This window comes from Clostridium tunisiense TJ, assembly GCF_000300195.1.
In the GTDB taxonomy this organism is placed as follows: domain Bacteria; phylum Bacillota; class Clostridia; order Clostridiales; family Clostridiaceae; genus Clostridium_J; species Clostridium_J tunisiense.
Genome location: NZ_AMQH01000012.1, coordinates 100,560 through 125,262, shown reverse-complemented (window position 1 = coordinate 125,262; position 24,703 = coordinate 100,560). Strand labels below are relative to the sequence as shown.

23 protein-coding genes are annotated in these 24,703 nt (G+C 32.0%); all 23 read right to left on the bottom strand.

All coding sequences use genetic code 11. The features are described from left to right. Window positions 1–8: 8 nt before the first annotated feature. On the bottom strand, window positions 9–224 hold the full coding sequence (gene csrA / locus C661_RS0112300) for a carbon storage regulator CsrA (protein WP_017415623.1): 216 nt from the start codon (window positions 222–224) through the stop codon (window positions 9–11). A 4-nt stretch (window positions 225–228) separates the two neighbouring features. Beyond that, on the bottom strand, window positions 229–654 hold the full coding sequence (gene fliW, locus C661_RS0112295) for a flagellar assembly protein FliW (RefSeq protein ID WP_017415622.1): 426 nt from the start codon (window positions 652–654) through the stop codon (window positions 229–231). A 26-nt stretch (window positions 655–680) separates the two neighbouring features. Further along, window positions 681–1,640, bottom strand: coding sequence for a flagellar hook-associated protein FlgL (gene flgL, locus C661_RS0112290; RefSeq protein ID WP_017415621.1), 960 nt, complete (start codon window positions 1,638–1,640; stop codon window positions 681–683). Between the two features lie 13 nt (window positions 1,641–1,653). Then, window positions 1,654–3,399 (bottom strand): flagellar hook-associated protein FlgK, encoded by a 1,746-nt coding sequence (flgK, locus tag C661_RS0112285; RefSeq protein ID WP_017415620.1) that lies wholly within the window; start codon window positions 3,397–3,399, stop codon window positions 1,654–1,656. 11 nt (window positions 3,400–3,410) lie between these two features. Continuing rightward, a complete protein-coding gene (locus C661_RS0112280; protein WP_017415619.1) occupies window positions 3,411–3,821 on the bottom strand; it encodes a flagellar protein FlgN in 411 nt (136 codons plus the stop codon). A gap of 4 nt (window positions 3,822–3,825) precedes the next feature. Beyond that, a complete protein-coding gene (gene flgM / locus C661_RS0112275) occupies window positions 3,826–4,113 on the bottom strand; it encodes a flagellar biosynthesis anti-sigma factor FlgM (protein WP_017415618.1) in 288 nt (95 codons plus the stop codon). Between the two features lie 338 nt (window positions 4,114–4,451). Continuing rightward, window positions 4,452–5,615, bottom strand: a complete 1,164-nt coding sequence (fliY, locus tag C661_RS0112270; RefSeq protein ID WP_017415617.1) for a flagellar motor switch phosphatase FliY — start codon at window positions 5,613–5,615, stop codon at window positions 4,452–4,454. Further along, window positions 5,608–6,603 (bottom strand): flagellar motor switch protein FliM, encoded by a 996-nt coding sequence (gene fliM, locus C661_RS0112265; protein WP_017415616.1) that lies wholly within the window; start codon window positions 6,601–6,603, stop codon window positions 5,608–5,610. Before fliM ends, fliY begins: the two co-directional genes overlap by 8 nt. An 18-nt stretch (window positions 6,604–6,621) precedes the next feature. Then, the gene (locus tag C661_RS0112260; protein WP_017415615.1) at window positions 6,622–7,020 is read right to left on the bottom strand and encodes a chemotaxis protein CheW; all 399 of its coding nucleotides are present in this window, start codon (window positions 7,018–7,020) and stop codon (window positions 6,622–6,624) included. Between the two features lie 11 nt (window positions 7,021–7,031). After that, window positions 7,032–7,391, bottom strand: coding sequence for a response regulator (locus C661_RS0112255; RefSeq protein ID WP_017415614.1), 360 nt, complete (start codon window positions 7,389–7,391; stop codon window positions 7,032–7,034). 13 nt (window positions 7,392–7,404) lie between these two features. Next, window positions 7,405–8,004 carry a chemotaxis protein CheC gene (locus C661_RS0112250; RefSeq protein WP_017415613.1) on the bottom strand — a complete coding sequence of 200 codons (600 nt, stop codon included), beginning with the start codon at window positions 8,002–8,004 and terminating at the stop codon, window positions 7,405–7,407. Window positions 8,005–8,015: 11 nt separating this feature from the next. Further along, on the bottom strand, window positions 8,016–10,121 hold the full coding sequence (locus C661_RS0112245) for a chemotaxis protein CheA (RefSeq protein ID WP_017415612.1): 2,106 nt from the start codon (window positions 10,119–10,121) through the stop codon (window positions 8,016–8,018). Window positions 10,122–10,132: 11 nt separating this feature from the next. After that, entirely contained in the window at window positions 10,133–10,897 is a 765-nt protein-coding gene (locus tag C661_RS0112240) for a CheR family methyltransferase (RefSeq protein WP_017415611.1), read from the bottom strand. 8 nt (window positions 10,898–10,905) lie between these two features. Then, complete coding sequence (locus C661_RS0112235) at window positions 10,906–12,060, bottom strand: protein-glutamate methylesterase/protein-glutamine glutaminase (protein ID WP_017415610.1); 1,155 nt, start codon at window positions 12,058–12,060, stop codon at window positions 10,906–10,908. A 23-nt stretch (window positions 12,061–12,083) separates the two neighbouring features. After that, window positions 12,084–12,572, bottom strand: a complete 489-nt coding sequence (locus tag C661_RS0112230; protein ID WP_017415609.1) for a hypothetical protein — start codon at window positions 12,570–12,572, stop codon at window positions 12,084–12,086. Between the two features lie 14 nt (window positions 12,573–12,586). Next, window positions 12,587–13,036: a chemotaxis protein CheW gene (locus C661_RS0112225; protein ID WP_017415608.1), complete on the bottom strand. Its 450-nt coding sequence runs from the start codon at window positions 13,034–13,036 to the stop codon at window positions 12,587–12,589. A gap of 13 nt (window positions 13,037–13,049) precedes the next feature. After that, the gene (locus C661_RS0112220) at window positions 13,050–15,053 is read right to left on the bottom strand and encodes a flagellar assembly protein A (protein WP_017415607.1); all 2,004 of its coding nucleotides are present in this window, start codon (window positions 15,051–15,053) and stop codon (window positions 13,050–13,052) included. Window positions 15,054–15,556: 503 nt separating this feature from the next. Then, the gene (locus tag C661_RS0112215; protein ID WP_017415606.1) at window positions 15,557–16,375 is read right to left on the bottom strand and encodes an aminotransferase class IV; all 819 of its coding nucleotides are present in this window, start codon (window positions 16,373–16,375) and stop codon (window positions 15,557–15,559) included. 48 nt (window positions 16,376–16,423) lie between these two features. Beyond that, window positions 16,424–17,062: an HAD-IB family hydrolase gene (locus C661_RS0112210; protein WP_017415605.1), complete on the bottom strand. Its 639-nt coding sequence runs from the start codon at window positions 17,060–17,062 to the stop codon at window positions 16,424–16,426. A 77-nt stretch (window positions 17,063–17,139) separates the two neighbouring features. After that, on the bottom strand, window positions 17,140–17,493 hold the full coding sequence (locus C661_RS0112205; protein WP_017415604.1) for a DUF1292 domain-containing protein: 354 nt from the start codon (window positions 17,491–17,493) through the stop codon (window positions 17,140–17,142). 412 nt (window positions 17,494–17,905) lie between these two features. Further along, window positions 17,906–21,424, bottom strand: a complete 3,519-nt coding sequence (gene nifJ / locus C661_RS0112200) for a pyruvate:ferredoxin (flavodoxin) oxidoreductase (RefSeq protein ID WP_017415603.1) — start codon at window positions 21,422–21,424, stop codon at window positions 17,906–17,908. Window positions 21,425–21,664: 240 nt separating this feature from the next. After that, the gene (locus C661_RS0112195) at window positions 21,665–23,053 is read right to left on the bottom strand and encodes an MBL fold metallo-hydrolase RNA specificity domain-containing protein (protein ID WP_017415602.1); all 1,389 of its coding nucleotides are present in this window, start codon (window positions 23,051–23,053) and stop codon (window positions 21,665–21,667) included. A 352-nt stretch (window positions 23,054–23,405) separates the two neighbouring features. Further along, window positions 23,406–24,488, bottom strand: a complete 1,083-nt coding sequence (gene murG / locus C661_RS0112190; RefSeq protein ID WP_017415601.1) for an undecaprenyldiphospho-muramoylpentapeptide beta-N-acetylglucosaminyltransferase — start codon at window positions 24,486–24,488, stop codon at window positions 23,406–23,408. Window positions 24,489–24,703 lie beyond the last annotated feature (215 nt).

Here is a 24,703-nt window from a genome sequence, read left to right as displayed (position 1 = left end):
CAAACTAATTACTTTTTTATCCCCTTAAGCACATCTAAGTTAAATTCTATTGATTTTTGGTTTTCTGCTTTAACTTCATTATAAAGTTCTTTTCTAAGAATTCTCATCTCTTTTGGTGCATCTATAGCAAGCTTTACACTTCCATCATCTAACTTCACTATAGTTATTTCTATATTATCTCCAATTAAGAGAGATTCTCCTTTTTTTCTTGTTATAACTAACAAAATATCACTCCCTTACTAAAGGATGTTTTATACTGTATTTTTCATTATCTAGTATTATTTGTTCCCCTAGTTTCTTATTTATATTTATAACTATCGGAGCCTTCAAGTTAGTTGTGATTTTACTTACTTCCGAGTTTAATGTGACCGTATTTAAAATTAGTACATCTTCTGGTTTTTCCACTTCTAAATCCTTTTGCAGGTCATTACTTAAACTTACTTCATAATCCTCTATAAAATCAAAAGGATTTGCCGCCACAAGTCCTATTTCAGGGGACTTTACTGACTGAAGAATTTTAAAGTAGGGGTTATCTTCCAAAGGAAATACAATAAATTTATGAAACTCTTCAAAGCCAGGTAATCCTTTTTTAAAGGCTATTATATCCTTCTCTTCATACTCCACAGTTCCATGATATTTTGTTTCAATTTTCATATAAGCTTCTCCTTATATTTTAATTATTATCTTAAATAATCTATTAGACTTGGTTGTAACACTTTGGCACTAGTTTGTAATGATGCCATGTAAATAGTCTGCATAGTTGCAAATTCCATGGTCTTTTCAACTAAATCTATATCCTCATTAGCAGATAAAATTTCTGTCATATTAAAATTTTGCTCTTCATTAAGAGCTTTAGAGCTTTCCATTCTATTTTGTACTGTTCCTACTTTAGAAGAAAGTTCTAAAAGTTTGTTTATAGCACTATCCATTTCTTTTAAATCACTACCTGTAACTTCTCCCTTTTGGCTATTATCACTCAAATGCTTCAAAATATTTTCAAATAAAGTTGTCATATTCTTCCCTGTATCATATTCAGTGATTTCGCTAGCATTTACATTATATTCAACCTTAACCCCAGGAGATATTTCTACTTCTAACTTGTTTTTGACATTAGGATTTGTAACTGGCTCCAGCTTATTAGCATCTTTTATAGTTATTGTTTTACCATCCTTATCTATAAAGTTCATATCACTAGTGCTCACAGTTATAGGTTTAATAGTACCATCTGTACCGCCAAAAATATACTTACCATCAAAACTGGTATTAAGTATTTGACCAAATTCAGCAACCTTTTCATTAATTTCATCTTTAATCGCATTAAACTGCGAACTTCCATATGCAGCATTTCCTGCAGAAACCATTAACTCTCTAACCCTTTGCATTGTATTTGTTGCTTGATTCAATGCGGAATCAGTTGTATCCATCCAATTTATTGTATCTTTAATGTTTGAGTTAAATTGTTTGTTAGCATAAATCTCACTATACATTTGCATAGAACGAGCTACCTTAAAAGGGTTATCTGAAGGTCTGCTAAATTCCTTCCCCGAAGTAAGCTGTTTTTGTATAGTTTGCATTTGGTTTAGGTTTCTGTTCATATCACCTAAAAAGCTAGTACTTAACATTCCATTTGTTATTCTCATGCTATCACCTCATCTATCTCTTTAATCCGTTGATTACCACATCTAACAGTTCATCTACTGTGGATATCATTTTTGCATTAGCTTGATATGCATGTTGAAATTGCACTAAGTTTACCATTTCTTCATCCATTGAAACTCCTGATACGGAAGCTCTTCTTGTTAAAAGTCCTTCTAATAGGGTTTCTTGATTTTTAACTATTCTTTGAGACTCTTGTGATTGTATTCCTAATTTATTTATAGAATTCTTATAAAAGCCTTCTATTTTCATGCCTGTGCTAAGATTTTTTCCTTCTGCAATACCTATCCCAACTGGCAAGTTAAATTCACTAGTCTTGAATGCATCATATGTTGTGCCTTCAGTTATATCTTGAATATTCATTGCTAAATCTCTAAGTTGCGCAATAGCAAGAGCTCTTTTTCCATCAGTTTTTCCAGAATCCTTACTAAGTCCTGTCTGTATTTTCATAGGGTCTTTTATAATTTCTTCATTAATTTTTATATTTCCAGCAGATATATTATTATAGTCCAGCGGATTATCTTTTCCAACAAAGAATGGAATGCTATCAGCTCCATACCCTTCCATGTGGACAGCATTAACTGAATAGGCAATTGACTTAGCTAAAGAATCCAGTTGACTTTTATAACCATCAATATCTTTATAAATTGAGAGAACTCCTCCTAATTCACCAGTATTTGGTTTGAATACTAGCAAATTTAGGTCTTCAATTGATATTTCTCGTCCGTTTCCATTAGAGGTTACTTCAATTATTTCATCACCAATTTTTGAAGGAACTGACCCATCCTGATTAACCCAAAGGGTTCTGGATTCTTTTATATTATTTATTAGCGTTGCATCATCAGTTTCAACAATTAAAGTGTTTTTGTTAGTTTCAGAAGTCATGTCACCATTCTTGTAGTACGTAATCTCATACTTTTTCGGACTATAGGACTCCTCTTTTCCACCTATGGTTTGTTTCAGTTCTTTAACATCATTGACAAAGGCAAGTTTTTTAACTTCTGTCCTTCCATCTGTGTTTATTAAATTAATTCCTTCTATGCCATCTGGTTTTAAGGTCATAGAGTTATAGTTTTCATTTTTAGTTGATATTCCAAACTTTGTACTTAGTTGATCTAAAAGTAAATCTCTTCTATCCATTAAATCATTCGGGTTATTTCCCGCTACTGTAACTGTTTTAATTTCTTCATTAAGAGAATTAAGTTGATCAAATATATTATTTATATCAAAAATACTTTGTTGTATTTGACTTTTGGAATTCTCACTAATCTTACTTAAGTTAGTGTATGTATGGTTCAACTCATTAGCTAAGGTTTTAGCCTTTTCTGCCACAATAGTTCTTGCATCTGATTTTTCCGTGTTGGTTGATAAACTTTGCCATCCATCGAAAAACTCAGATAAAAGTTTTGATAGTCCTGTAGTAGAAGGTTCATTAAACACTCCTTCAATTTCTGTTAAGTATTGCTCTCTAACCTGATACTTTCCGATAGAACTACTTTCTTTCCTTATTTGAAAATCAAGAAATATATTTCTTGCCCTTTGAATTTCATTCATTACAACCCCAGTACCAACTTGACCTGCTCCAACTACAGTTTGCGGTCTTGCAGTTTGTTGAACCCCATGTTGTCTTGAGTATCCCGGAGTACCAGCATTAGCAATATTATGAGATGTTATATTAATTGATTGCTGTTGAGTATACATGGCACCCTTAGATGTATTTAATGTTGCAAATAAACCTGACATAATCTCCCCCCTTATTTCTTAAGCTTTCCATACCCATTATAGGTATTTACTTCTTTTCTTGGTTTTAACATATTAAGCATAGAATTTGTATAGCTTAGTGAGTGCTTAATAAGTAGCTCATTACTATATTTTTGTACTTCAGCTTCATTCAGAAGCCCCAATACTTCTTTATATAAAGTTTCTATCTCTTCATTTTTCAATTTATCTACAACTTGAGACATAGATTCATTATTAACTAGTTTTCTTCTTTTATTTTCAATAAAAGCTAGTGACTTACTAGCTTCTTGTATTTTTGGAATAATCCCTTCAAGGTTAAAAACCTCCTGATTAACTAAGTAGCTATGCTGCTCTTCAAGGAGGTTTAGTAAACTTTTCACTATATTTATTTCATCCTTTAGTACTTCCCTTAACTCTATCAACATAAAACTAGACTCTCCCCTTCATAACATCCATAAGCTTATCCGTTAAAGCTTTTGAGTCTACCTTATACTTTCCTTCTACTATTTGTTTTTTTATGTTTTCAACTTCTTTAGCGCTCTTCATATCTAGATTATCTTTTTCTATGGATAGGTTATTTAAAGCTTTTCCAACTAAAGAAATCTCACATTTATCGTTATTTTGTGATGTTTCACCTTTTTTTGACTTTGAGTCATTAGATTTATAACTATTTATATACTTCACATTGTTTACATTATTTAAATTATTTATTTTCATAAATTCTCCCCCATTGACGACATTTTGGAAGTAAACTTAAAGTTCCTTCTTCTAAGATAACTTTGGTTGAAAATTGAATTCCTTCCAAAGCCTTATAACAAACCAATTTATTAATTAGTTAACTTCTTATAGTTATATATTCGTATGCTTATCCATGAAGTTTAGGGCGATTTTACTAATTTACTTTAAAAATTATAACCATTACTTCCAATCAGTTTATCAAGTAGCATAATATTCATGTATAACTAAATGTTTCTATGCAATTATTAGCTGCATAGAAACAAATTAATTCTAAGACAATAATTTTGACAAAATAATGTTAGCAGTATTTACCAACATTATTTTGTTAAAGTTTTAATTCTTTCTTCTCCACTTACAATACCTGTAATTTTAACCCCAAAGTTTTCATCAATAACTACAACTTCACCATAAGCGATTTTTTTACCATTAATAAAAATATCAACTGGCTCTTCTGCTAGCTTATTAAGTTCTATTAATGAACCTGAAGATAGTGCTAAGATATCTCTAATATTCTTTTTCGTTCTTCCAAGTTCTACAGAAACTTCTAAAGGAACATCTAAGATTAAATCAATATTTTTAGGCACATTATTTACTGCAACTTCACTTAAAGGTTGAAAAGCTGCTTGCTTAACCTGTACTGGCTCCTGATAAAGTTCTGGACCTTTATGGGTGTAAGCAACTTCATTATTATAACCTGAATTTGAGTTACTTGTACCTTGGTTATTATTATGAACTTCCTTTGCTGTCTGCTCTACATTACTACTTGTAGCTTTACTAGGTACAGCCTCTACTTTCGCTGGAACTTCTTTTTCTTCAGTGCCCATCATTATGGAAACTATCTTCTTACCGGTAGTTAATGGTAGTATTTGAAGTATATTACTATCTATTAAATCACCAATAGTCATTCTAAATGATATAGCAATAATTTCTTCCGCTTCATCAATATCCTGAGAAATTGGTGATGTTGTTTCATCTACAATTGATGAATTTGGTGGAGAAATATTAACTTCCCTATTAAACATAGTAGCCATAGAAGTTGCTGCTGAACCAATCATTTGGTTCATTGCCTCTTGTACCGCACTAATTTCAATTTCAGAAAGTTCTAAATGATCTTCAATTTCACCATTACCGCCCATCATTAGGTTTGCGATTACTGCTGCATCGGTAATTTTCATAATTAGTATGTTTCCACCAGCAATTCCACTGGTAAACTTAACATCCAAAATTACATTTGGTGTTTCAAAAGTATTTTTTAAATTTTTTAGAGTAGTGACACTTATGGTTGGTGTGGTTATATTTACCTTATGACCTACTATAGTTGAAAGGGCTGTAGCTGCTGAGCCCATGGAAATATTCCCAACCTCTCCTAATAAGTCCTTTTCTAAATCTGAAAGTAACTCTGCTTCAGCAGGTGATTCTTCAGTAAGTCCACCATTTAATAAGGAATCTATTTCTTCTTGGGAAAGGAATCCGTTACTCATTTTTTTCCACATCCTTATCTATTAAGTCTATAATTTGTATTGCTTTATTTTTGCCATGTAATCCTGGTTTTGCCATAAAAGTTAACTGTTCTTCAACATATACCTCAATAGGATTCTCATATTTATTATCTAAAGCTATAACATCTCCAATTTCTAAGTTTAAAAAGTCACCCACAGTTATATCAGTAGTGCCTAGCATTGCCATAAGCCTTACATCAACTCTTCTTATATTTTTACTTAGCTTTTCTCTTGATTCCTTTTGAAGTTCGCTATCCCCTTCGCTAAACCAATATTGCACAACCAATTTATCTAATACCTTTTCAAGACTTAGGAATGGTATGCAAATATTGATAAAGATATTGGTTTCAAACATTTCTACTGTGAAAGTAATTAACGCTACTGGTTCATTAGGAGCAAGAGTTTGGTTTAATGCTGGGTTCGTTTCCACTGTTTCAACTTCAGGGTGTACTTCTAGAACATCTTCCCATGCTAGCTTTAAGTTAGATATTAATCCTTCATTTATATGCCTAATAAGGTTTTTTTCTATGTCTGTTAGTTCTTTATATTTAGGTTTTTTTATACCTTTACCACCAGCTAACACATCAAAAATTCTCAAAACAAACTCTTCATTAGTTTCTAACAATATTTGGCCATTTAACGGCGGCATTTTGAACAAGGTAAGAACAGTTGTATTTGGTATAGAGTGAATGAACTCCTCATAAGTAATTTGTTGAACACTTTCAACTTTAACCTTTACATTAGCCCTAAGCTGAGCAGTTAAATAGTTTGAAATTATTCTTGCATAATTATCATGAACTAATTCTAAGGTTCTTATATGATCCTTAGAAAACTTTTGAGGACGTTTAAAATCGTAGTATTTGATTTTGGCCTTATCCTCTTCACCTGGGAGCTCATCAGCTTCTATATCACCAGAAGACAAGGCAGATAAAAGCGCATCTATTTCATTTTGTGATAAAATCTCTGCCATAGCCTACCTCCTAAGGTGTTATTGTATCAACTTATCAAAATCTATTAAAGTTATTATTCTCTCTTTTAAGTTAATAACTCCTTTAATATAAAACTTTTCCATTTCATTATGAACCTTCTCTAATTGGTCTTCACTAAATTCCATAACTTCATCCACAGCATCTACAGTTATTCCTACAAGCTCATCCTCAAGCTTTAATATTATAATATTATCATTTCTCTCATCAGTGTTTGTCATACCTAAAAGTAAGTTTATATCTAAAATTGATATTATATTTCCTCTTAAGTTGATAAGCCCTTTGATATAGCTTGGAGCCTTAGGCACCTGAGTAATCTTCATTAAGTCATTAATACTTTGGACTTTGCTGGTTTCTACTGCAAACTGTTCATTACCGATATTAAAAACGACAACTTGCACTTAAACTCCCCCTACCCTATTACTTTTTTAATTGCTTCTAAAACTCTATCAGCTTGGAATGGTTTAACTATAAAATCCTTTGCACCAGCTCTTATAGCATCCATAACCATACTTTGCTGTCCCATAGCACTACACATAATAACTTTTGCACTTGGATCAAACTCTCTTATCGCCTTCACTGCTTCAATTCCATCCATTTCTGGCATTGTTATATCCATAGTTACTACATCTGGTTTCTCAGCCTTATAAAGCTCTACAGCTTTAGCTCCATTACCAGCTTCACCAACCACTTCAAAACCATTTTTCTCTAATATATCTTTAATCATCATTCTCATAAAAGTCGCATCATCAACAATTAATACTTTAGCCATTTTAATACCTCCATTAATTTAATCCTAAAGATTCTAGTATTTTTTCTAAGGAACCAGGCATAGGAATAAAATAAAAGTTACCCCTAAGTTCTTCCTTCTCTTGTATGAAATCTGTTTCTATATCTAATACATTGTCACTATATTGTCCCGCTTCAATAAAAGTAGTAGATAGGATTGCACATAACATATCCTTTGCAACTGCCGGTACTGAAGGGAATAAACATAAGTTTGTAAGCTTTCCTATGGCATTCATATAGGTAGTAAAAATAATATTTCCCATTTCACCTAACACTGAATAACCCATTTCGTTTAATTCCTCTCCCATTTCTCCAACTAAGGATTCTACTATTTTAAATATGGTCTTCTTATCAAATACAAAGAGCATATTTCCGGGAGTATCTCCTAAAACTCTAGCTATAACTGCATAAACTACCTCTTCCCCATCAATCCTTGAAAAAATATCTTCAAGTTCTATGACATTAACCTTTGGAACTGTTATTTGTATTTCACGGCCCAAAAGTTGTGACATTGCTGTTGCAGCATTTCCTATTCCAATGTTACCCACTTCTTTTAGTGCATCAATTTGGATATCATTAAATTCAAGATAACTCAATGCCACACCTCCTAAATTAGTGCAGCTACATCAAGAATTAAAGTAACTAATCCATCGCCAAGGATTGTAGCACCTATATATTCCTTTGTAGATTTTAAAGTTTTTCCAAATGGTTTTATAACTATCTCTTGTTGTCCAAGTAATGAGTCAACAACAAGTCCCATTTCACGTTCTCCAACCTTCACAAGAATTATATACTTCTTGCCTTGGTCCACAGACTCTATTCCTAGCTTATTATTTACTCTAACAATGCTTATTACATTTCCATTATATAAAACTACTTCTTTATTATTTGTTTTTCTTATATTTTCTTCTTTATATTCAATAACTCTATCAATAAAACCTAAAGAAATAGCCATAGTTTCTGTTCCTACTTTAACTAGTAGTGCTTGAATTATTTGAAGTGTTAAAGGCAATCTAATTATGAAACTTGTACCTTTACCTGCCTCACTTATTGCATCCACAGTTCCACCTAGAGAAGAAATTTTGGTTTTAACAACATCCATTCCAACTCCTCTACCAGAAATATCTGTAACCACTTCATTTGTGCTAAAGCCTTGAGCAAAAATTAAATTTTTAATATCCGCTTCACTCATACCTTCAGTGCTTATTCCAATTTTCTCAGCCTTTGCTTTAATTTTGTTAACATCAAGGCCTTTTCCATCATCTTCAACCTTGATTACTGCTTTTGTTCCTTCGGAATATGCAATTAACTTAACTTTTCCTACTGGATTTTTTCCTTTAGCTACTCTTTCTTCAGTAGCTTCTATACCATGATCTGCAGCATTTCTTAAAAGATGAATTAGAGGTTCACCAATCTCTTCAATTACTGTTCTATCTAATTCAGTGTCCTGGCCTTGAATAATAAGTTCAATTTCTTTTCCTAATTCTAGGGATAAATCTCTTATCATTCTAGGGAATCTGTTAAACACCACATCAAGAGGTAACATTCTTATCTTCATTACTAAGTCTTGAAGATCTGTTGTTGCTCTTGCCACCTGCTCTAAAGTTTCATTTAGTTCAGCTATTTTGTGGTTTGAGCTAATTTGTTCTAATCTAGTTCTATGAATAACAAGCTCTGAAACCATGTTCATAAACTTATCTAATCTTTCTAAATCTACTCTTACTGACTGACCAATCCCCTTTGACTTAACTTTTTTATCTTGCGCCACTGGTGCTGGTTGCTCAATTGTTTTAGTTTTTATTTCAGTAGTATCTGATGTTTTTTTAGCTATTTTCTCATCTACTACTACTTCTTTAGCCTTAAGATTTTTTACAGAAGGTGCAGAATCTGTATTAGCCTTGTGCTCTTCTGTTTTTACTGCTATTTTAACTCCATTATTTAAAGAAGAAACTTCTACTTTGCTTATTTCAGAAATTCCGTTTATTTCCCCTTGAATTTCTTCTAAAGTTTTTGAAGATAAATAAACTAAGTCAATATCAAAATCAAAGTTTTCTGTTTCTAAGTCCTCAAGAGCTGGAATTGATTTTATGATTTCACCATTTTGCTCTAAAGCTTGGAAAAGCACAAAAGCTCTTGCTGATTTTAAAATAGTTCCCTCATCTAAAGTAACATGAATATGATAAGCACTTACATTAGAATGTTTAGCTTGCTTTATAATATTTAACTCATATTCATTTAATACAATCCCAGTTTCTTCAGTTACGGTTTGTACACTTTTATCTATAGTTTCATTTATATTTGTCTTAACAGTTGATGATTCTATACCCTCTTCTGTTCCATTTGCTATGCCTTCTAAATGACTTACTATTTCCTCTATTGGCATATTTCCATCATTTCCTTGGGTTATGCTATCCACCATAGCCTCTAAAGTATCTAAACACTTAAATAGTACAGTTACCACTTTATGAGTTACTTTAACCTTTCCTTCTCTAAAATTGGAAAGTACATCCTCCATTTTATGAGTAAGTTCGGCCATTTTACTATATCCCATAGTTGCAGCCATTCCTTTAATGGTATGTGCAACTCTAAAAATTTCATTTAATTTTTCCATATCCCCGGGTTCATTCTCAAGTGCTAGTAGACATTCATTTAGGGTTTGCAAATTATCGCTTGACTCTTCAAGGAACATAGAAAGATATTGAGAAGTATCCATTTTGACCCTCCTTAATTCTTCTTATAAATAAACGTTGAAAGTTTTTCAAAATTGTATTTTTTATAATTATAAATACTTTCTGTAGCACCTATAAAAAACAATCCGCCTTTATTTAAAGAATTACTAAATTTTTCATACATCTTTTCTTTTATCTCATTAGTAAAATAAATAACTACGTTTCTACAAATAATAATATCAAAATTGCTTTCATAACCTTCTAAAATTAAATCATGCTTTTTGAAAGTAACCATTTCCTTTATTTCATCTTTTATCTGGAATTTATCATCCTTCTTTATAAAAAATTTATCAAGTTGATAACTTGGAACATTTTTTATATCACTAGCTAGATATATTCCATCTTTTGCTCTTCTTAATATGGTGTTATCAATATCTGTTGCAATAATCCTATGTCTTACTGAAGGAGATATTTCCTTCAGCATCATAGCTATAGAATATGGTTCTGCTCCAATTGAGCAAGCAGCACTCCATATTTTTAAAGGCTTATTATAAGCTAAGTTTTCTTTAATAAAGTTATTTAATTCTTTAAATATTTCTGGATTTCTATAGAACTCAGTAACATTTATGGTAATATAGTCCAAAAACTTTTGTTTTTGTTCACTACTGCTCTTGAGCATAGTTATATATTCTTCTACTGAATTTGCTCCAACCCTAGACATCAGCGTCAAGATTCTTCTATGAAGCTGATTGGATTTGTACGCAGATAAATCTATACTAAACTCTTTTAATACCCATTGTTCAAAATATTTTAAGTCCATATTTACCTTTACCTCTCTGCAACTACTTTTACAATTCTATCACTGATATTGTGTAGTGGCACAACTTCATCTACCATATGAGTCTCAAAGGCTGCTTTTGGCATACCATAAATTGTACAAGTTGACTCATGTTCAGATATATTGTACCCTCCCTGGTTCTTAATTTCAATTACTCCATTTGAACCATCTTTTCCCATACCAGTAAGCACTACTCCAAGAAGTCTACCATTATATACTTTGGCTGCAGAAACAAATAACTTATCTACTGCTGGTCTTACCCCCCATATTGGTGGTTCTTGTGTAAGCCTTATGGTTTTATCACTTGAAATCTCCATATGGCTTCCTCCCGGAGCTATGTAAACAGTATTCTTCTCAACTCTTTGGCCATGAGTTGCCTCTAGGACTTTTAGCTTGCTAAACTTATCTAATCTTTCAGCAAAGGCCTTCGTAAAACCTACTGGCATATGTTGAACAACAAGCACTGGCACTCCTAGAGTTTCTGGAAGCTTTGTTATCACTTCATAAAGTGCCTTGGGTCCACCAGTGGAGGCACCAATTACCACCACATCAATCTTTCCATTACTTCTGCCCAAACTATTCTTTCTAGGCATATTATAGTTAAAGGAAATGACTTTTTCCCTCTTAATTTCAGGCTCTTTAAATGATACCTTTTCTTCTATTAAGGTTGAAGCTTTTGTAGTAGTGTTATAACCACTTACTGTCTTTTTAACAGTACTAGTACCCACAATATTACTTCTTACACCTTTAGCCATTCTTATTTTATTGATTAGTTCTTCTCTTACCTTATTAATATCTAGGGAAATAGAACCACCTGGTTTTTGCACAAAATCCACTGCGCCAATTTCAAGGCATTCAATGGTTATGTCAGCCCCATCCTTTGTCAAACTGCTAAGCATTATTACCTTTACAGGAATATTAGCCTCAATAATCTTTTTTAGAGCCCCAACACCATTGAGCTTTGGCATTTCAACATCAAGGGTTATTATATCAGGGACTTTAGTTTTCAACTTATTCAATAAATCTTCGCCATCTCTAGCAATATCAATGATTTCCATATCTTTTTCCATTTTCACCATATCAGAAACCATTCTTCTCATTAGTGCTGAATCGTCGGCTACCATTACAGTTATCTTGTTATTCATATAATCACTCCATTTAGTGTAAATTATATAGTTTTTGTCCCCTCGCCCACAGTTCTTACATAAAGGTCACCAGTTACAGTATCAAAGGTAATAGTTCTACCTTTTGTTCCACCTACATCTTCACTTTCGATGGGAATTCGAAAGGATTTCAAAATTTCTTTTACAGCCTTACCATTCCTATCTCCAATATCCATGTTTATCTTATTGTCTGAAAAGTTGAACATAGAAGCTCCACCAGCAATTTTTGCTTTTAGATTTCTTTCACTAGCACCCAATTCCTTCATTTTTTTTATGAGTATTGGAATAGCTAAGTCAGCAAATTTTACATCATTATTTACTTTGCTAAACTTAGAGCTATCTGGTAGCATAATGTGAGCTAGTCCACCAATCCCTGATACTTTATCAAGTAGTGCAATACCTATACAAGAACCTAAGCCTATGGTTATTAACCTATCTGGAACCGTTGCTACTTTCAAGTCCGCAATTCCTACTTTTATTTCTTTATACTCCATATTTCCCCCAAGGTTTAAATTCTTTCTTTTTCTTCCTCTGACAATACATTGCTCAGATGGAGTAGTATAATTATTTTGTCCTCTGTTTTAACCAATCCCCTTATATATCTTTTGGCAATAGCAGAAGAGATTTCAGGTGCATCCTCAATAGAGTCTTCACTCACTGACTTTACTTCATTAACTGCATCCACTATAATTCCTATAGCCTTATTACCATATCTTGTAACAATAATGCAACTTTTATTTTTATCTGTTGAGTTTACTGTTGCCACATTAAATCTTTTTGCCAAACTAATTATTGGTAAAATATTTCCTTCATAGTTTATTACTCCCTCTAAGAAATCTGGTGAATCTGGTAGTTTGGTTGGTGTTTCATAAGTAAGAATTCTTTCAACTTCCATGATATCTCCAGAGAAAAACTGTTCACCTATGTTAAATACAAGTAATTTTAATTCTTTGGCCATATTTTTTCCCCCCTTATAGTTTTAATTTATCAACTATTAGTTCTGAATCTTTATTTAAATAAGCGTGTATGTTTTTATAGGATTCATCTAATACAACTTCTTTTTCCCCTACCATGAATTTAGTATTTAAATGTGCAATATTACAATATATATGTCCATCTTTTGGTACCGCAAGTATGGTACTTACACCAGTAGGTGATCCTACAATTTTAGCACTTATTTCCTTCTTAGCTCTTAAGACTCCACCCCTAGCAGTGCTGTTTTCATTTCCAACAAAGTAAAGATTACTCATGGCAGTAATATGGGATTTGTAAACTCCTTTTCCCACAATCACTATATCTCCTGAACCTTCTATATTCGAGTCCTGTACATAGTTCAGTGTTATATTTGACATATTTTCTTCTGTGCCCTTCATTCTTTCTAACTTTTCTCTAATTAAATCCTCAATATGTTTTAATTCACCATAGTCCTTTATATTAGAAAAATAGGCATCTGATAATTTATCGTTCATTATTCTAAAAACTTTATTTTGTGTATCTTTTAAATTTTGCATTTGTTTAAATATTTCATTAACCTTCCCCTTAAATCCTCTATATTTGCTATCTACTATGTTTTTTATCAAGGATCCATCAGGTATATTTTGAACAGAAAACTTATTGTGTTTAACTTGCTCTACAATACTACTTATGGATTTTAAAGTATCAGCTAACTCTTCTAAGCAATCTGTGTATTTTAATAAATCTACATAATTACTTCCTGCTACTATAGAAGAAGAAATTACATTTCCTTTTATACAGATATCACTTCCGGCTTTTAAAACAGCTCTATAAACATTAGAATTAATGAGTATAGAATTCCCAGCTTCTATGTTCATTCCTTCCTTAACGTCACCATAAACTATAACATCGCCAATGAAATGAATATTTCCAGTTTTAATATCCACATCCCCCATGACCTTATGAATATTGTGCACAGAGTAGTAATTTCCTTTAACCTGAGGCTTACCATCCATAGAGGCTACAATGGTGTTCTCATCCATAAGTTCGCAACCCTCTTTAGGCACTATGTCTTTTTCTTTTCTATTTTTAGGAGCGATGACTTGTCCAAAAACATTTTTCCCAGGAATTCCATCCTTTCCTAAAACCCTTTTGCAAAGAATGTCTCCCTTCTTAACACTAGAAATATTTCCTATAGATTTAAAATCCACATTTCCACTATCATCTAACTCAAAATCATGTGTATTACTTTGTTTAAATAAAACCTCTACTATATCATTTTCAGATGGAACAACCTGATCTCCTCTTGCAACTAAAACTTCCTTTGCACCTTCAGGACTTAAGCAGATTTTTATATTTTCTTTACAGTACCCATAAATAACACCTTTGCTCTTAAGTATTTCTAAGATTTCCTGTTCAGTGAATAGTGGAGGGTGTTCTTTTTTAACTATCTTTGAGTCTAAAGTTATTGAATTACTTTCTTCAGCATCCTGAAGTCCATAAATCACTTCAGGAGAATAAGTTATAGATATATAGCACTCTAGCTTATCCTCTGAAATACTTATATTTAGTTCTCTTTTAGCCTTAAGATTTTCAAACTCAATCTCGATATTATTCTCACTGGTTACTGCTGCTCTACTTGAAACTTCCTTTCCATCAACCTTTACAATGACACCTTCTCCTATCACTATTATAGGTTTTGCTCTTTTATCTTCTGAATCTTTGATAATTAACTCCCCACCCAGAACCTTAACACTGCCAAGTTTCTCATTTGGTTTTGAAGATTTTTTTTCTTCTTCCCCATTTATGTTTTTATCACTAACCACATTTTCTGTCTTATCATATGTACTCGAAGGGCTTTCTGATTCTACATACACTATAATGTTAAATGTTTTTTTAAATAAGCTTTTCTTATCGCTGATCACCTTATAAACTAATTGATCTTTAGGTATATTAAGCTCCTTGCTACTTTCATCAAGACACCCTTCTAAATTTTTTCCATAAAAACTGTATTCCTTCACCCATGATCCCCCCTTATTAATAATCTCTTTTAGACACACAAAGTTAGGGATAGATTTAGATTAGTATTTCATATAATTAAATACAAAACTTAACTGTATTATTTATGAATTTATTTAATTAAAGTTATTAAGGCAACCTTCTTATTAATATGCCATATTTCACCTTAGTTAGTCTTATATCTATAATTATCGTCAAAATTATCCCTTACTTTATGATATTTTTTCTTTGAAACCCCTTAAATTATGAATATGCATCTTATCCAAGCTTTAAAAGTAAGTTCTATACCCTTTAGCAATCTTTGAAAAACCCACTATTCCCCATTATAAAGTGAGTTTATAAATCAAGTCTTAAAATCTTGATTACTTAGTTAAATAATTTTCACTAATAGATTTAAAAGAATACTTACATTAAAGAATATCTATTTTATAAACAATGTTTTACTCTCCCATAACTTCTTACTTAAGTGTCTTTACTCACCTGTAAAATAGAAAAACTGCCCTTATTAAATATAATTAAAATTAGTTAAATCATCAATAATTATCTTGTCAAATTCCCTCATTATGTCCTTTATAACCTCATTATGAGCAGAATTAAACTTTTCCCCTTGAACTTCATTTATTGGCAACGCCTTTGGAGATGTACCTGATATAAATAAACCATCTAATTCTATTAAATCCTTATAGTGTATATTTTTCTCTATAACAACTAAGCCAATGCTTTCGCAAGCCTTAATTATCATTTCTCTTGTGATCCCTGGAAGAACTGCCTTTATCGGTGCAGTGAAAACATAATTTTCTCGTATCATAAAAATATTACTTTTGCTTCCTTCAGTTATATATCCATCCTTATTCACAAGGATAGCTTCATAACTATTAGTTTCTTTCAATTTTTCATCTATTACTTGCCTAAAACTCTTGTTTATAACCTTAGCATTTGGATTTTCTCGTTCGCCGAAATAAAGTATAGTTTTAACTCCAGTACTATACATTTCTTTAGTTGGATAGCTGTGTTTAACACAATAAATCAAGGTATTGTTCTCATCTAATATTAATTTTATATTTCCTTGTTCCATAGAATTTTCTTTAATTAACTTTAGAATATTCTGTCTTATGTCCTTCTCGAGAAAATTTCCTTTAACTCCTGAAAAGTCAATAGAGTTTTTAAGTCTTTCTAAGTGTTCCTTTAAAAACAGCGGTTTTCCATTAATAATCCTGATTACTTCATATAATAATTTTTCAGATTTAGGATATAGAGCTTCAAATTCATCACCAGGCATTACGTCTCCATTATAAATAAACACTTTACTTACACATTCACTCATAATTGCACTTCCTTTTTAAATCATCATATATATGTTATAAATGCATTGCTATTTCCATCTTAATATTTCTAAATCATGTTTTCCTTTATAGTTAATTAAGTAACCTTTTCCAACTAAATTTAATAGTGGCAAGTCCGCTAAGGAATCAGAGAACATGTAGGAACTTTTAAAATCAACTTCTACATTGTCTTTTTTTAGTTCTTCCATTAACCTTTTAATTTTTTCTTCACCTTTGCAATTAGCACCTTCCATAAGAGATTTAAATACACCATTTTCAACTTTAAATCTTGTTCCAATTATCTTATCCACTTCTTTTATGTTATAGAGTTCATTTAAATAAAACTCTCCCGAAGCAGAAATTAAATATATTTTATATCCTTCATTTTTTAGCTTCTTTATCATTTTAATGGCATCTTCATAAATAATTGTGCTTAATTTCTCTCTATAAAAATCCTTAACAATTCTTTGAACTTCTTTTTCTTCAACCCCATCCAAAAATCTTAAAAATGCTTCCTTGCTTTTCTTTTCATCATAAAATTTCATTCCGTAAAGCAGTAAAGTTATTAAATGTTTAGGAAGATGTCTAATAAGTTTTGGATCTTTCCTTAGCATATACTTATACAATTCTATTGAAGTTTCCTTTTTGGTTAAAGTAAAGTCTATGTCAAATATAGCCAATTTTTCCATTTGTAAGTACCACCTTTAATAAATATAGAAAAGAGTCGCTGAAATCCAACGACTCTCACTGAACAAATTTAGTGTGACTAATTACCTTCAGCTTCACTCTCTATTAACTGTTCATAGTATGCTCTTGCAGCTTCATACTCTTCATCTTCTGGAACTACAAGCTCTCCAACTTCCTCATCTCCAACAACTTTAAATAAATATATTGAACCATCTTCTGGATTTTGCACTAAAGCATATTCATTTTCTTCAAAAAGGAATCCATCAACTATTTCGCATTGAATAGTATTGCCGTTTTCATCCTCTAAATCAACTATTAATGCTTCATGTTCATGATCATGACAGCCGCATCCACAATCTCCTTCTCCATGATTATGTTCATGCTCATGCTCATGATTTCCACCACAGCAACAACCATTTTTATTTTCTTCCATATCAATTACCTCCTTAAGTAGTATGTTTTAATTGTACCCTGAATTTACAAATATTAAAAGTACTTTTATATTATATTTTGGTAATTTTTATATATTCATCTAAAAATTCACCTTTTTTGCTTCATACACCTTATAATTTCTCAAAAGCCCTTTAATTATTTATACTTTTTTAATTAGTTTTAAATTATTATTCTAACTTTCTGTGATGTGTATATAAAACTTGGCATCAACTCATTCTTTTAAATAAAAAATAAGTTGATTTTGTAGAGCGTCTTTTTTCGAGGGGGATTTGAGTCAAGAAAGTTAATTAACACCCTGTAGATTTTCATAATTATACACTTATATTAATTGTGACTTTTTAAAATTAAATTTTTTCAAAAATAAAGAGGCAGCATATGCTACCTCTTTAAATTTATTGCTGTGCTGCAAGTCTTCTGTAACTTTCTAATCTATCCATTGCATCTTTTTCTGTTTTTTCAAACAATGCTTCAGCAGCTTCAGGGAACATTTTAGCAAGAGAAGCATATCTAACTTCTCCTAATAAGTAATCTCTGAAGGATGCAGTTGGAGCTTTAGAGTCTAATGAGAACGGATTCTTTCCTTGCTCTTTAAGGTCTGGATTGAATCTATACATTCCCCAGTATCCACTTTCAACAGCTCTTTTAGCTTCTAATTGAGTACATCCCATACCATTCTTAATTCCATGGTTGATACATGGAGCATAAGCAATGATTAATGATGGTCCGTTGTAAGCCTCAGCTTCTCTTATAGCTTTAAGAGTCTGATTTTGGTCAGCTCCCATTGATATTTGAGCTACATAAACATAACCATAGCTCATAGCCATCATTCCTAGGTCTTTCTTCTTAGTTCTCTTACCAGCAGCAGCAAACTTAGCTATAGCTGCAGTTGGAGTAGCTTTTGAAGACTGTCCACCAGTGTTTGAATAAACCTCTGTATCCATAACTAATACATTAACATCTTCTCCACTAGCTAGAACATGGTCAAGTCCACCGTATCCGATGTCATAAGCCCAACCATCTCCACCAAAGATCCATTGAGATCTCTTAATGAAGTAATCTTTATTTTTATAAATCTCAGCAAGAGTTGCTGAAGTGTTTTTAACTTCTTCAAGTAATGGTAATAATGCTTTAGTTGCAGCTTTAGAACCCTCACCATTATCTTTGTTTTCTAACCAAGTTGTAAATGCAGCTTTTAATTCTTCATTTACACCTTCAGTAAGTGCTTCTTCTACTAACAATGCTAATTTGTCTCTTAATTGATTTACTCCTAGGTACATTCCTAGTCCAAACTCAGCATTATCTTCGAATAATGAGTTAGCCCATGATGGACCTTTTCCACATTCATTCTTAGTGTATGGAGTTGCTGGTGCACTAGCTCCCCAGATTGAAGAACAACCTGTAGCGTTAGCTATCATCATTCTATCTCCAAATAATTGAGTTATAAGTTTTACATATGGAGTTTCTCCACATCCAGCACAAGCACCTGAGAACTCAAGAAGTGGTGTTTCAAATTGGCTTCCTTTTACCGAAGAAACGTTCATTGGATTTTCTCTCTTTGGTAAAGTTAAGCTAAACTCCCAGTTTGGTATTTGCTTTCTTTGAGAATCTAACGGCTTCATAACTAAAGCTTTTTGCTTAGCTGGGCAAACTTGAGCACAGTTTCCGCAACCTGTACAGTCTTGAACCGATACTCCAATATGGAATCTTAAACCTTCCATTGCTTTTCCACCTTTAGCTGCTTGGTGAACTAAACCTTCTGGAGCATTTTTGTAATCTTCTTCTGTGCCAATAAATGGTCTTATTACTGCATGTGGACATACATAAGAACATTGGTTACATTGGATACAGTTTTCTGGTTGCCATTCTGGAACATTAACAGCAATTTCTCTCTTTTCAAAAGCAGCTGTTCCATGTTCAAAAGTACCATCTTCTATACCAAGGAAAGCACTTACTGGAAGGCTATTTCCCTCTTGTCTATTCATAACTTCAACAATATTTTTAATGAATTCTGGTTTTTCTTTTTTAACTTCTAAGTTTTCATCAGTAGCATTCTTCCAACTTTCTGGAATATCAACTTTAACTACAGAGTTAATTCCTGCATCTATTGCAGCATGATTCATAGCAACAATTTTCTCACCTTTTTTACCGTAAGAACTTACAACTGCATCTTTTAAGTATTTAACAGCATCTTCTACTGGTATTATATCAGCAAGTTTGAAGAATGCAGATTGACAAACCATGTTAATTCTTCCACCTAGTCCAACTTCCTCTGCAATTTTAACAGCATCTATTGTGTAGAAGTTAATATTGTGATTTGCAATATATCTCTTCATAGTAGCTGGTAAGTTTTTCTCTAAACCTTCTGCATCCCACATACAGTTTAGTAAGAATGTACCATTATCCTTTATTCCAGCTAATACATCATATTTATAAACGTAAGATTGGTTATGACATCCTACATAGTTAGCATGGTTAATTAGGTATGGAGATTTAATTGGCTCTTTTCCAAATCTTAAGTGAGAAACTGTTATTCCACCTGATTTTTTAGAGTCATAATCAAAGTATGCTTGAGCATACATGTTTGTATGGTCTCCTATGATTTTTATAGCACTCTTATTTGCTCCAACAGTACCATCTGATCCTAATCCCCAGAATTTACATTCAATTGTTCCTTCTGCAGTAGTTTGGATAGTTCTTGTTATTGCAAGTGATGTATTAGTAACATCATCTTCTATACCAATTGTAAATCCATTTTTAAGATTAGCTTCTTTTAAGTGATCAAATACAGTAACTATTTGTGATGGAGTTGTATCTTTTGATCCAAGTCCATATCTTCCACCAATGATTACTGGTCTTTCTTCTCTATCATAATAAGCATTTCTTATATCTTGATATAATGGTTCTCCAGCTGAACCTGGCTCTTTTGTTCTATCAAGCACTGCAACTTTTTTAACTGTTGATGGCATATGCTTAAAGAAATGAGCAAGTGAGAATGGTCTAAATAAACGAACTTTTAATAATCCTACTTTTTCTCCATTAGCTGTTAAATAATCTATTGTTTCTTCTATAACATCACAAACTGATCCCATAGCAACGATTACTCTGTCAGCATCTGGTGAACCATAATAGTTGAATAGGTGGTAGTCAGTACCTATTTCTTTATTTATCATGTCCATGTACTTTTCTACTACTTCCGGAATAGCGTTGTAGAATGGATTTGATGCTTCTCTAGCTTGGAAGTATATGTCTGGATTTTGCGCTGTTCCCCTAGTTACTGGGTGTTCAGGACTTAGAGCATTATTTCTAAATCTTTCAACAGCTTCTTTATTTAAAAACTTATCTAAAGTTTCGTAATCCCAAGCTTCTATTTTTTGAGTTTCATGGGAAGTTCTAAAACCATCAAAGAAGTTTAAGAAAGGAATTCTTCCTTCAATTGCAGCAAGGTGAGCTACTGGAGCTAAGTCCATAACCTCTTGAACACTGTTATTTGCTAAAAGAGCAAATCCAGTTTGTCTAGCCGCCATTACGTCTTGATGATCCCCGAATATTGATAAAGCTTGAGCAGCTAGTGCTCTAGCACTTACATGTAAAACTCCTGGAAGTAACTCTCCAGCCATTTTATACATATTTGGAATCATTAATAATAATCCTTGAGAAGCGGTAAAAGTAGTAGTTAAGGCTCCAGCTTGAAGTGAACCATGAACTGCCCCTGCTGCTCCTGCTTCTGATTGCATTTCCATCATTTTCACAGTTTGTCCGAAAATATTCTTTCTTCCTTGTGCTGCCCACTCATCACAGTGTTCAGCCATAGGTGATGATGGAGTTATTGGATATATTGCTGCTACATCTGTGTAGGCATAAGCCACGTGTGCTGCAGCGGTATTTCCATCCATTGTTTTCATTTTTCTCATTACAAGCAACCCTCTTTCTATAAAACATTTACTAACTTGTATGATTTATTGCAATTGTTAAAACAGTAACAACTTTTAGAATATTACTGGTAATTGCAATATATTCTATAAAATCTTTAGTTTTTATCTATTACCAAAGATTAACATAGCTTTACAATAAAATTATAACTCAAATAAATTAAATTTCAACCCTAAAATTATAATTTCCGGCACTGAAGCTTGTTAAGTTTTTAATTATTTTCATAGAATAAACTCCTGATTTTTTTTGGGAATTACTGATTTATAGCCTTTTGAAGTTATTTCTCTATTGAAGGAATTTATACTATCACCTTCACCATGTACTAGAAACACAGTGTTTGGCTTGTTTTTAAAACCTTTTAACCAGTTATGCAATACCTTTTTATCCCCATGGCCAGATAGCCCTTCAAGATTATATATTTTTGCTTTTACCTGAATTTCTTCCCCAAATATTTTTACTTCACTATCCCCATTTAAAATTTTTTTACCTAAGGTACCCTCAGATTGATACCCCACAAATACCACAGCGCATTCTTCTCTTTCTAAATTATTTTTTAAATGATGAACAACTCTTCCACCCTCACACATTCCACTTGCTGCAATAATTACTAAACCTTCTTTAATATCCTTTAAGGCTATTGATTCCTCTGTACTTTCAGTAAAGTATAACCCTTTAAATTTTAGTGGATTATCTCCCATTTTAATTAACCCTTTTGCATCACTATCAAAGTATTCTTCATACTTTTCAAAGATTTTAGTAGTGTCCTTAGCTAGAGGGCTGTCAACATAAACCTTGCAGTGCGTAAGCTCTCCTTGTTCCACATATTTATTTAATGCATATATTATTTCTTGGGTTCTTCCAACGGAAAAGGAGGGTATTATTATATTTCCTCCCTGTTCAAAGGTTTTCTTTACTATTTCTACTAATTGGTGTAGATTTTCCTCCACAGCCTTATGTTCTTTATTACCATAAGTCGTTTCCATGATAACAATATCTCCTTGTGAAACTGGAGTTGGATCTCTAAGAATTGGTAAATTAACATTGCCAATATCCCCACTATAAACTACTTTTCTTTCAGTTTCTTCCATTTCATTGATTAAAATTTCACATATGGCAGAGCCTAAAAGATGCCCTGCATCTCTAAAGATTAGCTTTATATTAGGAAGTATTGAAATTTTCTCATCATAATCGTAGCCTTCAAAATATTTTAAACTCTCCTCTGCATCCTTTATATCATAAAGTGGAATTATAGGTTCTAATCCTTTTTCTTCTCTTTTTTTATTTTTCCAATTTGCATCTGTAACTTGAATATGAGCACAATCAATTAACATAATATTACTTAAATCTGCTGTGCCCTTAGTACAAATTACCCTTCCTTTAAAGCCTTCTTTAAAAAGCAGAGGGATTCTTCCACTATGATCCATATGGGCATGAGATAAAATTACTAAATCAATATCCTCTGCATTAAATCCTATCTCGCTATTTCTATTTTCTTTTCCATCACTACCTTGATATAGTCCACAGTCTAGCAATATATTATATTCATCTATATTTAATAAATGACAAGACCCAGTAACGCATTCAGTAGCTCCTAAAAATTTAATTTTCAATATTTTTCCTCCTTTAATTTGGTGCTATCTAATATTAATACCCAAAATGTAAGTTTTTTATTTAAAAAAACATATATTTCCACAAGCTTCCTTAGCCAAAGCTTAGTTTATTCATGATGAATTTCATTCATCTTCAAAATGTTTTAAATGAACCAAAGCAAGTTCTATCCATGGGTTAAATCTCGACTTTGATTCCCTATATTTAAGGTTCATTACTTCAGTGAAATCATCTTCATATTCTATGAAATACTATTTTCTTTTTTAATTATAACTATTTTAATTACAATTACTTTAACTACATCAAATTAAATAACATCTAGATAATATCCTTACGAAGAAAAGCCTAGAGAAATTACTTTTCTCTAGGCTTTCTATTTTCTTCTATTAAAGTTATTATTTTATTTATACTATCTTTTGTTTGGCTCTTAGCCATATATCCAATATACTTATCCCTATCCTTGTAAAGTTCATTTACCTTATCTATTAATATATTAGAATTTAACTGCTCTTCATCGGCCACCATACTAAAACCTTGTCTATCAAAAGATTCAGCATTTAAAATTTGATCTCCACGGCTTGCTTTTGCTGTTAGGGGAATCAATAAACTTGGCTTTTTAAGAGCTAATAATTCGAAAATTGAATTTGCTCCCGCTCTAGATATTACTAAATCCGCTGCTGCCATTAAATGTGGCAACTCATCTTTTACATACTCAAATTGGGCATAACCTGATTTATTATTAAGCCCTTCCTCTATATTTCCTTTTCCACAAATATGAATTATATTGAAGGTTTTTAATAAATCCTTTAACCCATCCCTCACCATGTTATTTATGGCTCTAGCGCCTAAACTTCCACCCATTATAAATACAACAGGTTTATCATCCTTAAAACCACATAGATTTTTTCCTTTTATCTTATTGCCCTCAAGTAATTCTTTTCTGATTGGAGAACCTGTAAGTACAGCTTTCTTTTTATTTACGTGATTTAAGGCCTCTGGAAAGGTAACACATACCTTTGTAGCATAAGGCATTGCAATTTTATTTGCGAGTCCAGGGGTTATATCTGACTCATGTATAATTACTGGAATTTTATTTAAAAAAGCTCCAAGTACTACTGGTACAGATACAAAACCACCCTTAGAAAAAACTATATCTGGTTTTTCGTCTTTTAGTATTTTTTTTGCATCAAAAACACCTTTGATAACCTTGAAAGGGTCTGTAAAATTTTTTATATCAAAATATCTCCTAAGCTTTCCACTAGATATAACATGATATTTTATGTTTTCTTCTTGGATAATACTTCGCTCTATGCCACTTTCAGTTCCAATATATTGGATTTCATACCCAAGCTCTTTTAATGCTGGCATTAATGCAATGTTTGGTGTTACATGTCCGGCGCTGCCTCCACCAGTCATTATGATTTTCTTTTTATTCACTTTTGAAACCTCCTGAAATAATAAGAATATTACTTTGTTATCTAACAAGACTAACTCTACTATCTTTATTATAATAATACCCTGATTACTATGTTAAATCTTTCAGTTATATTATATACTTAACTTTAATTTAAAGTTACTAAAATAACCAGTTTAAATAAACTAAATTTTATATTAAGGTGCAATAAATTCCATAAGTTCCACTAATTTTATAA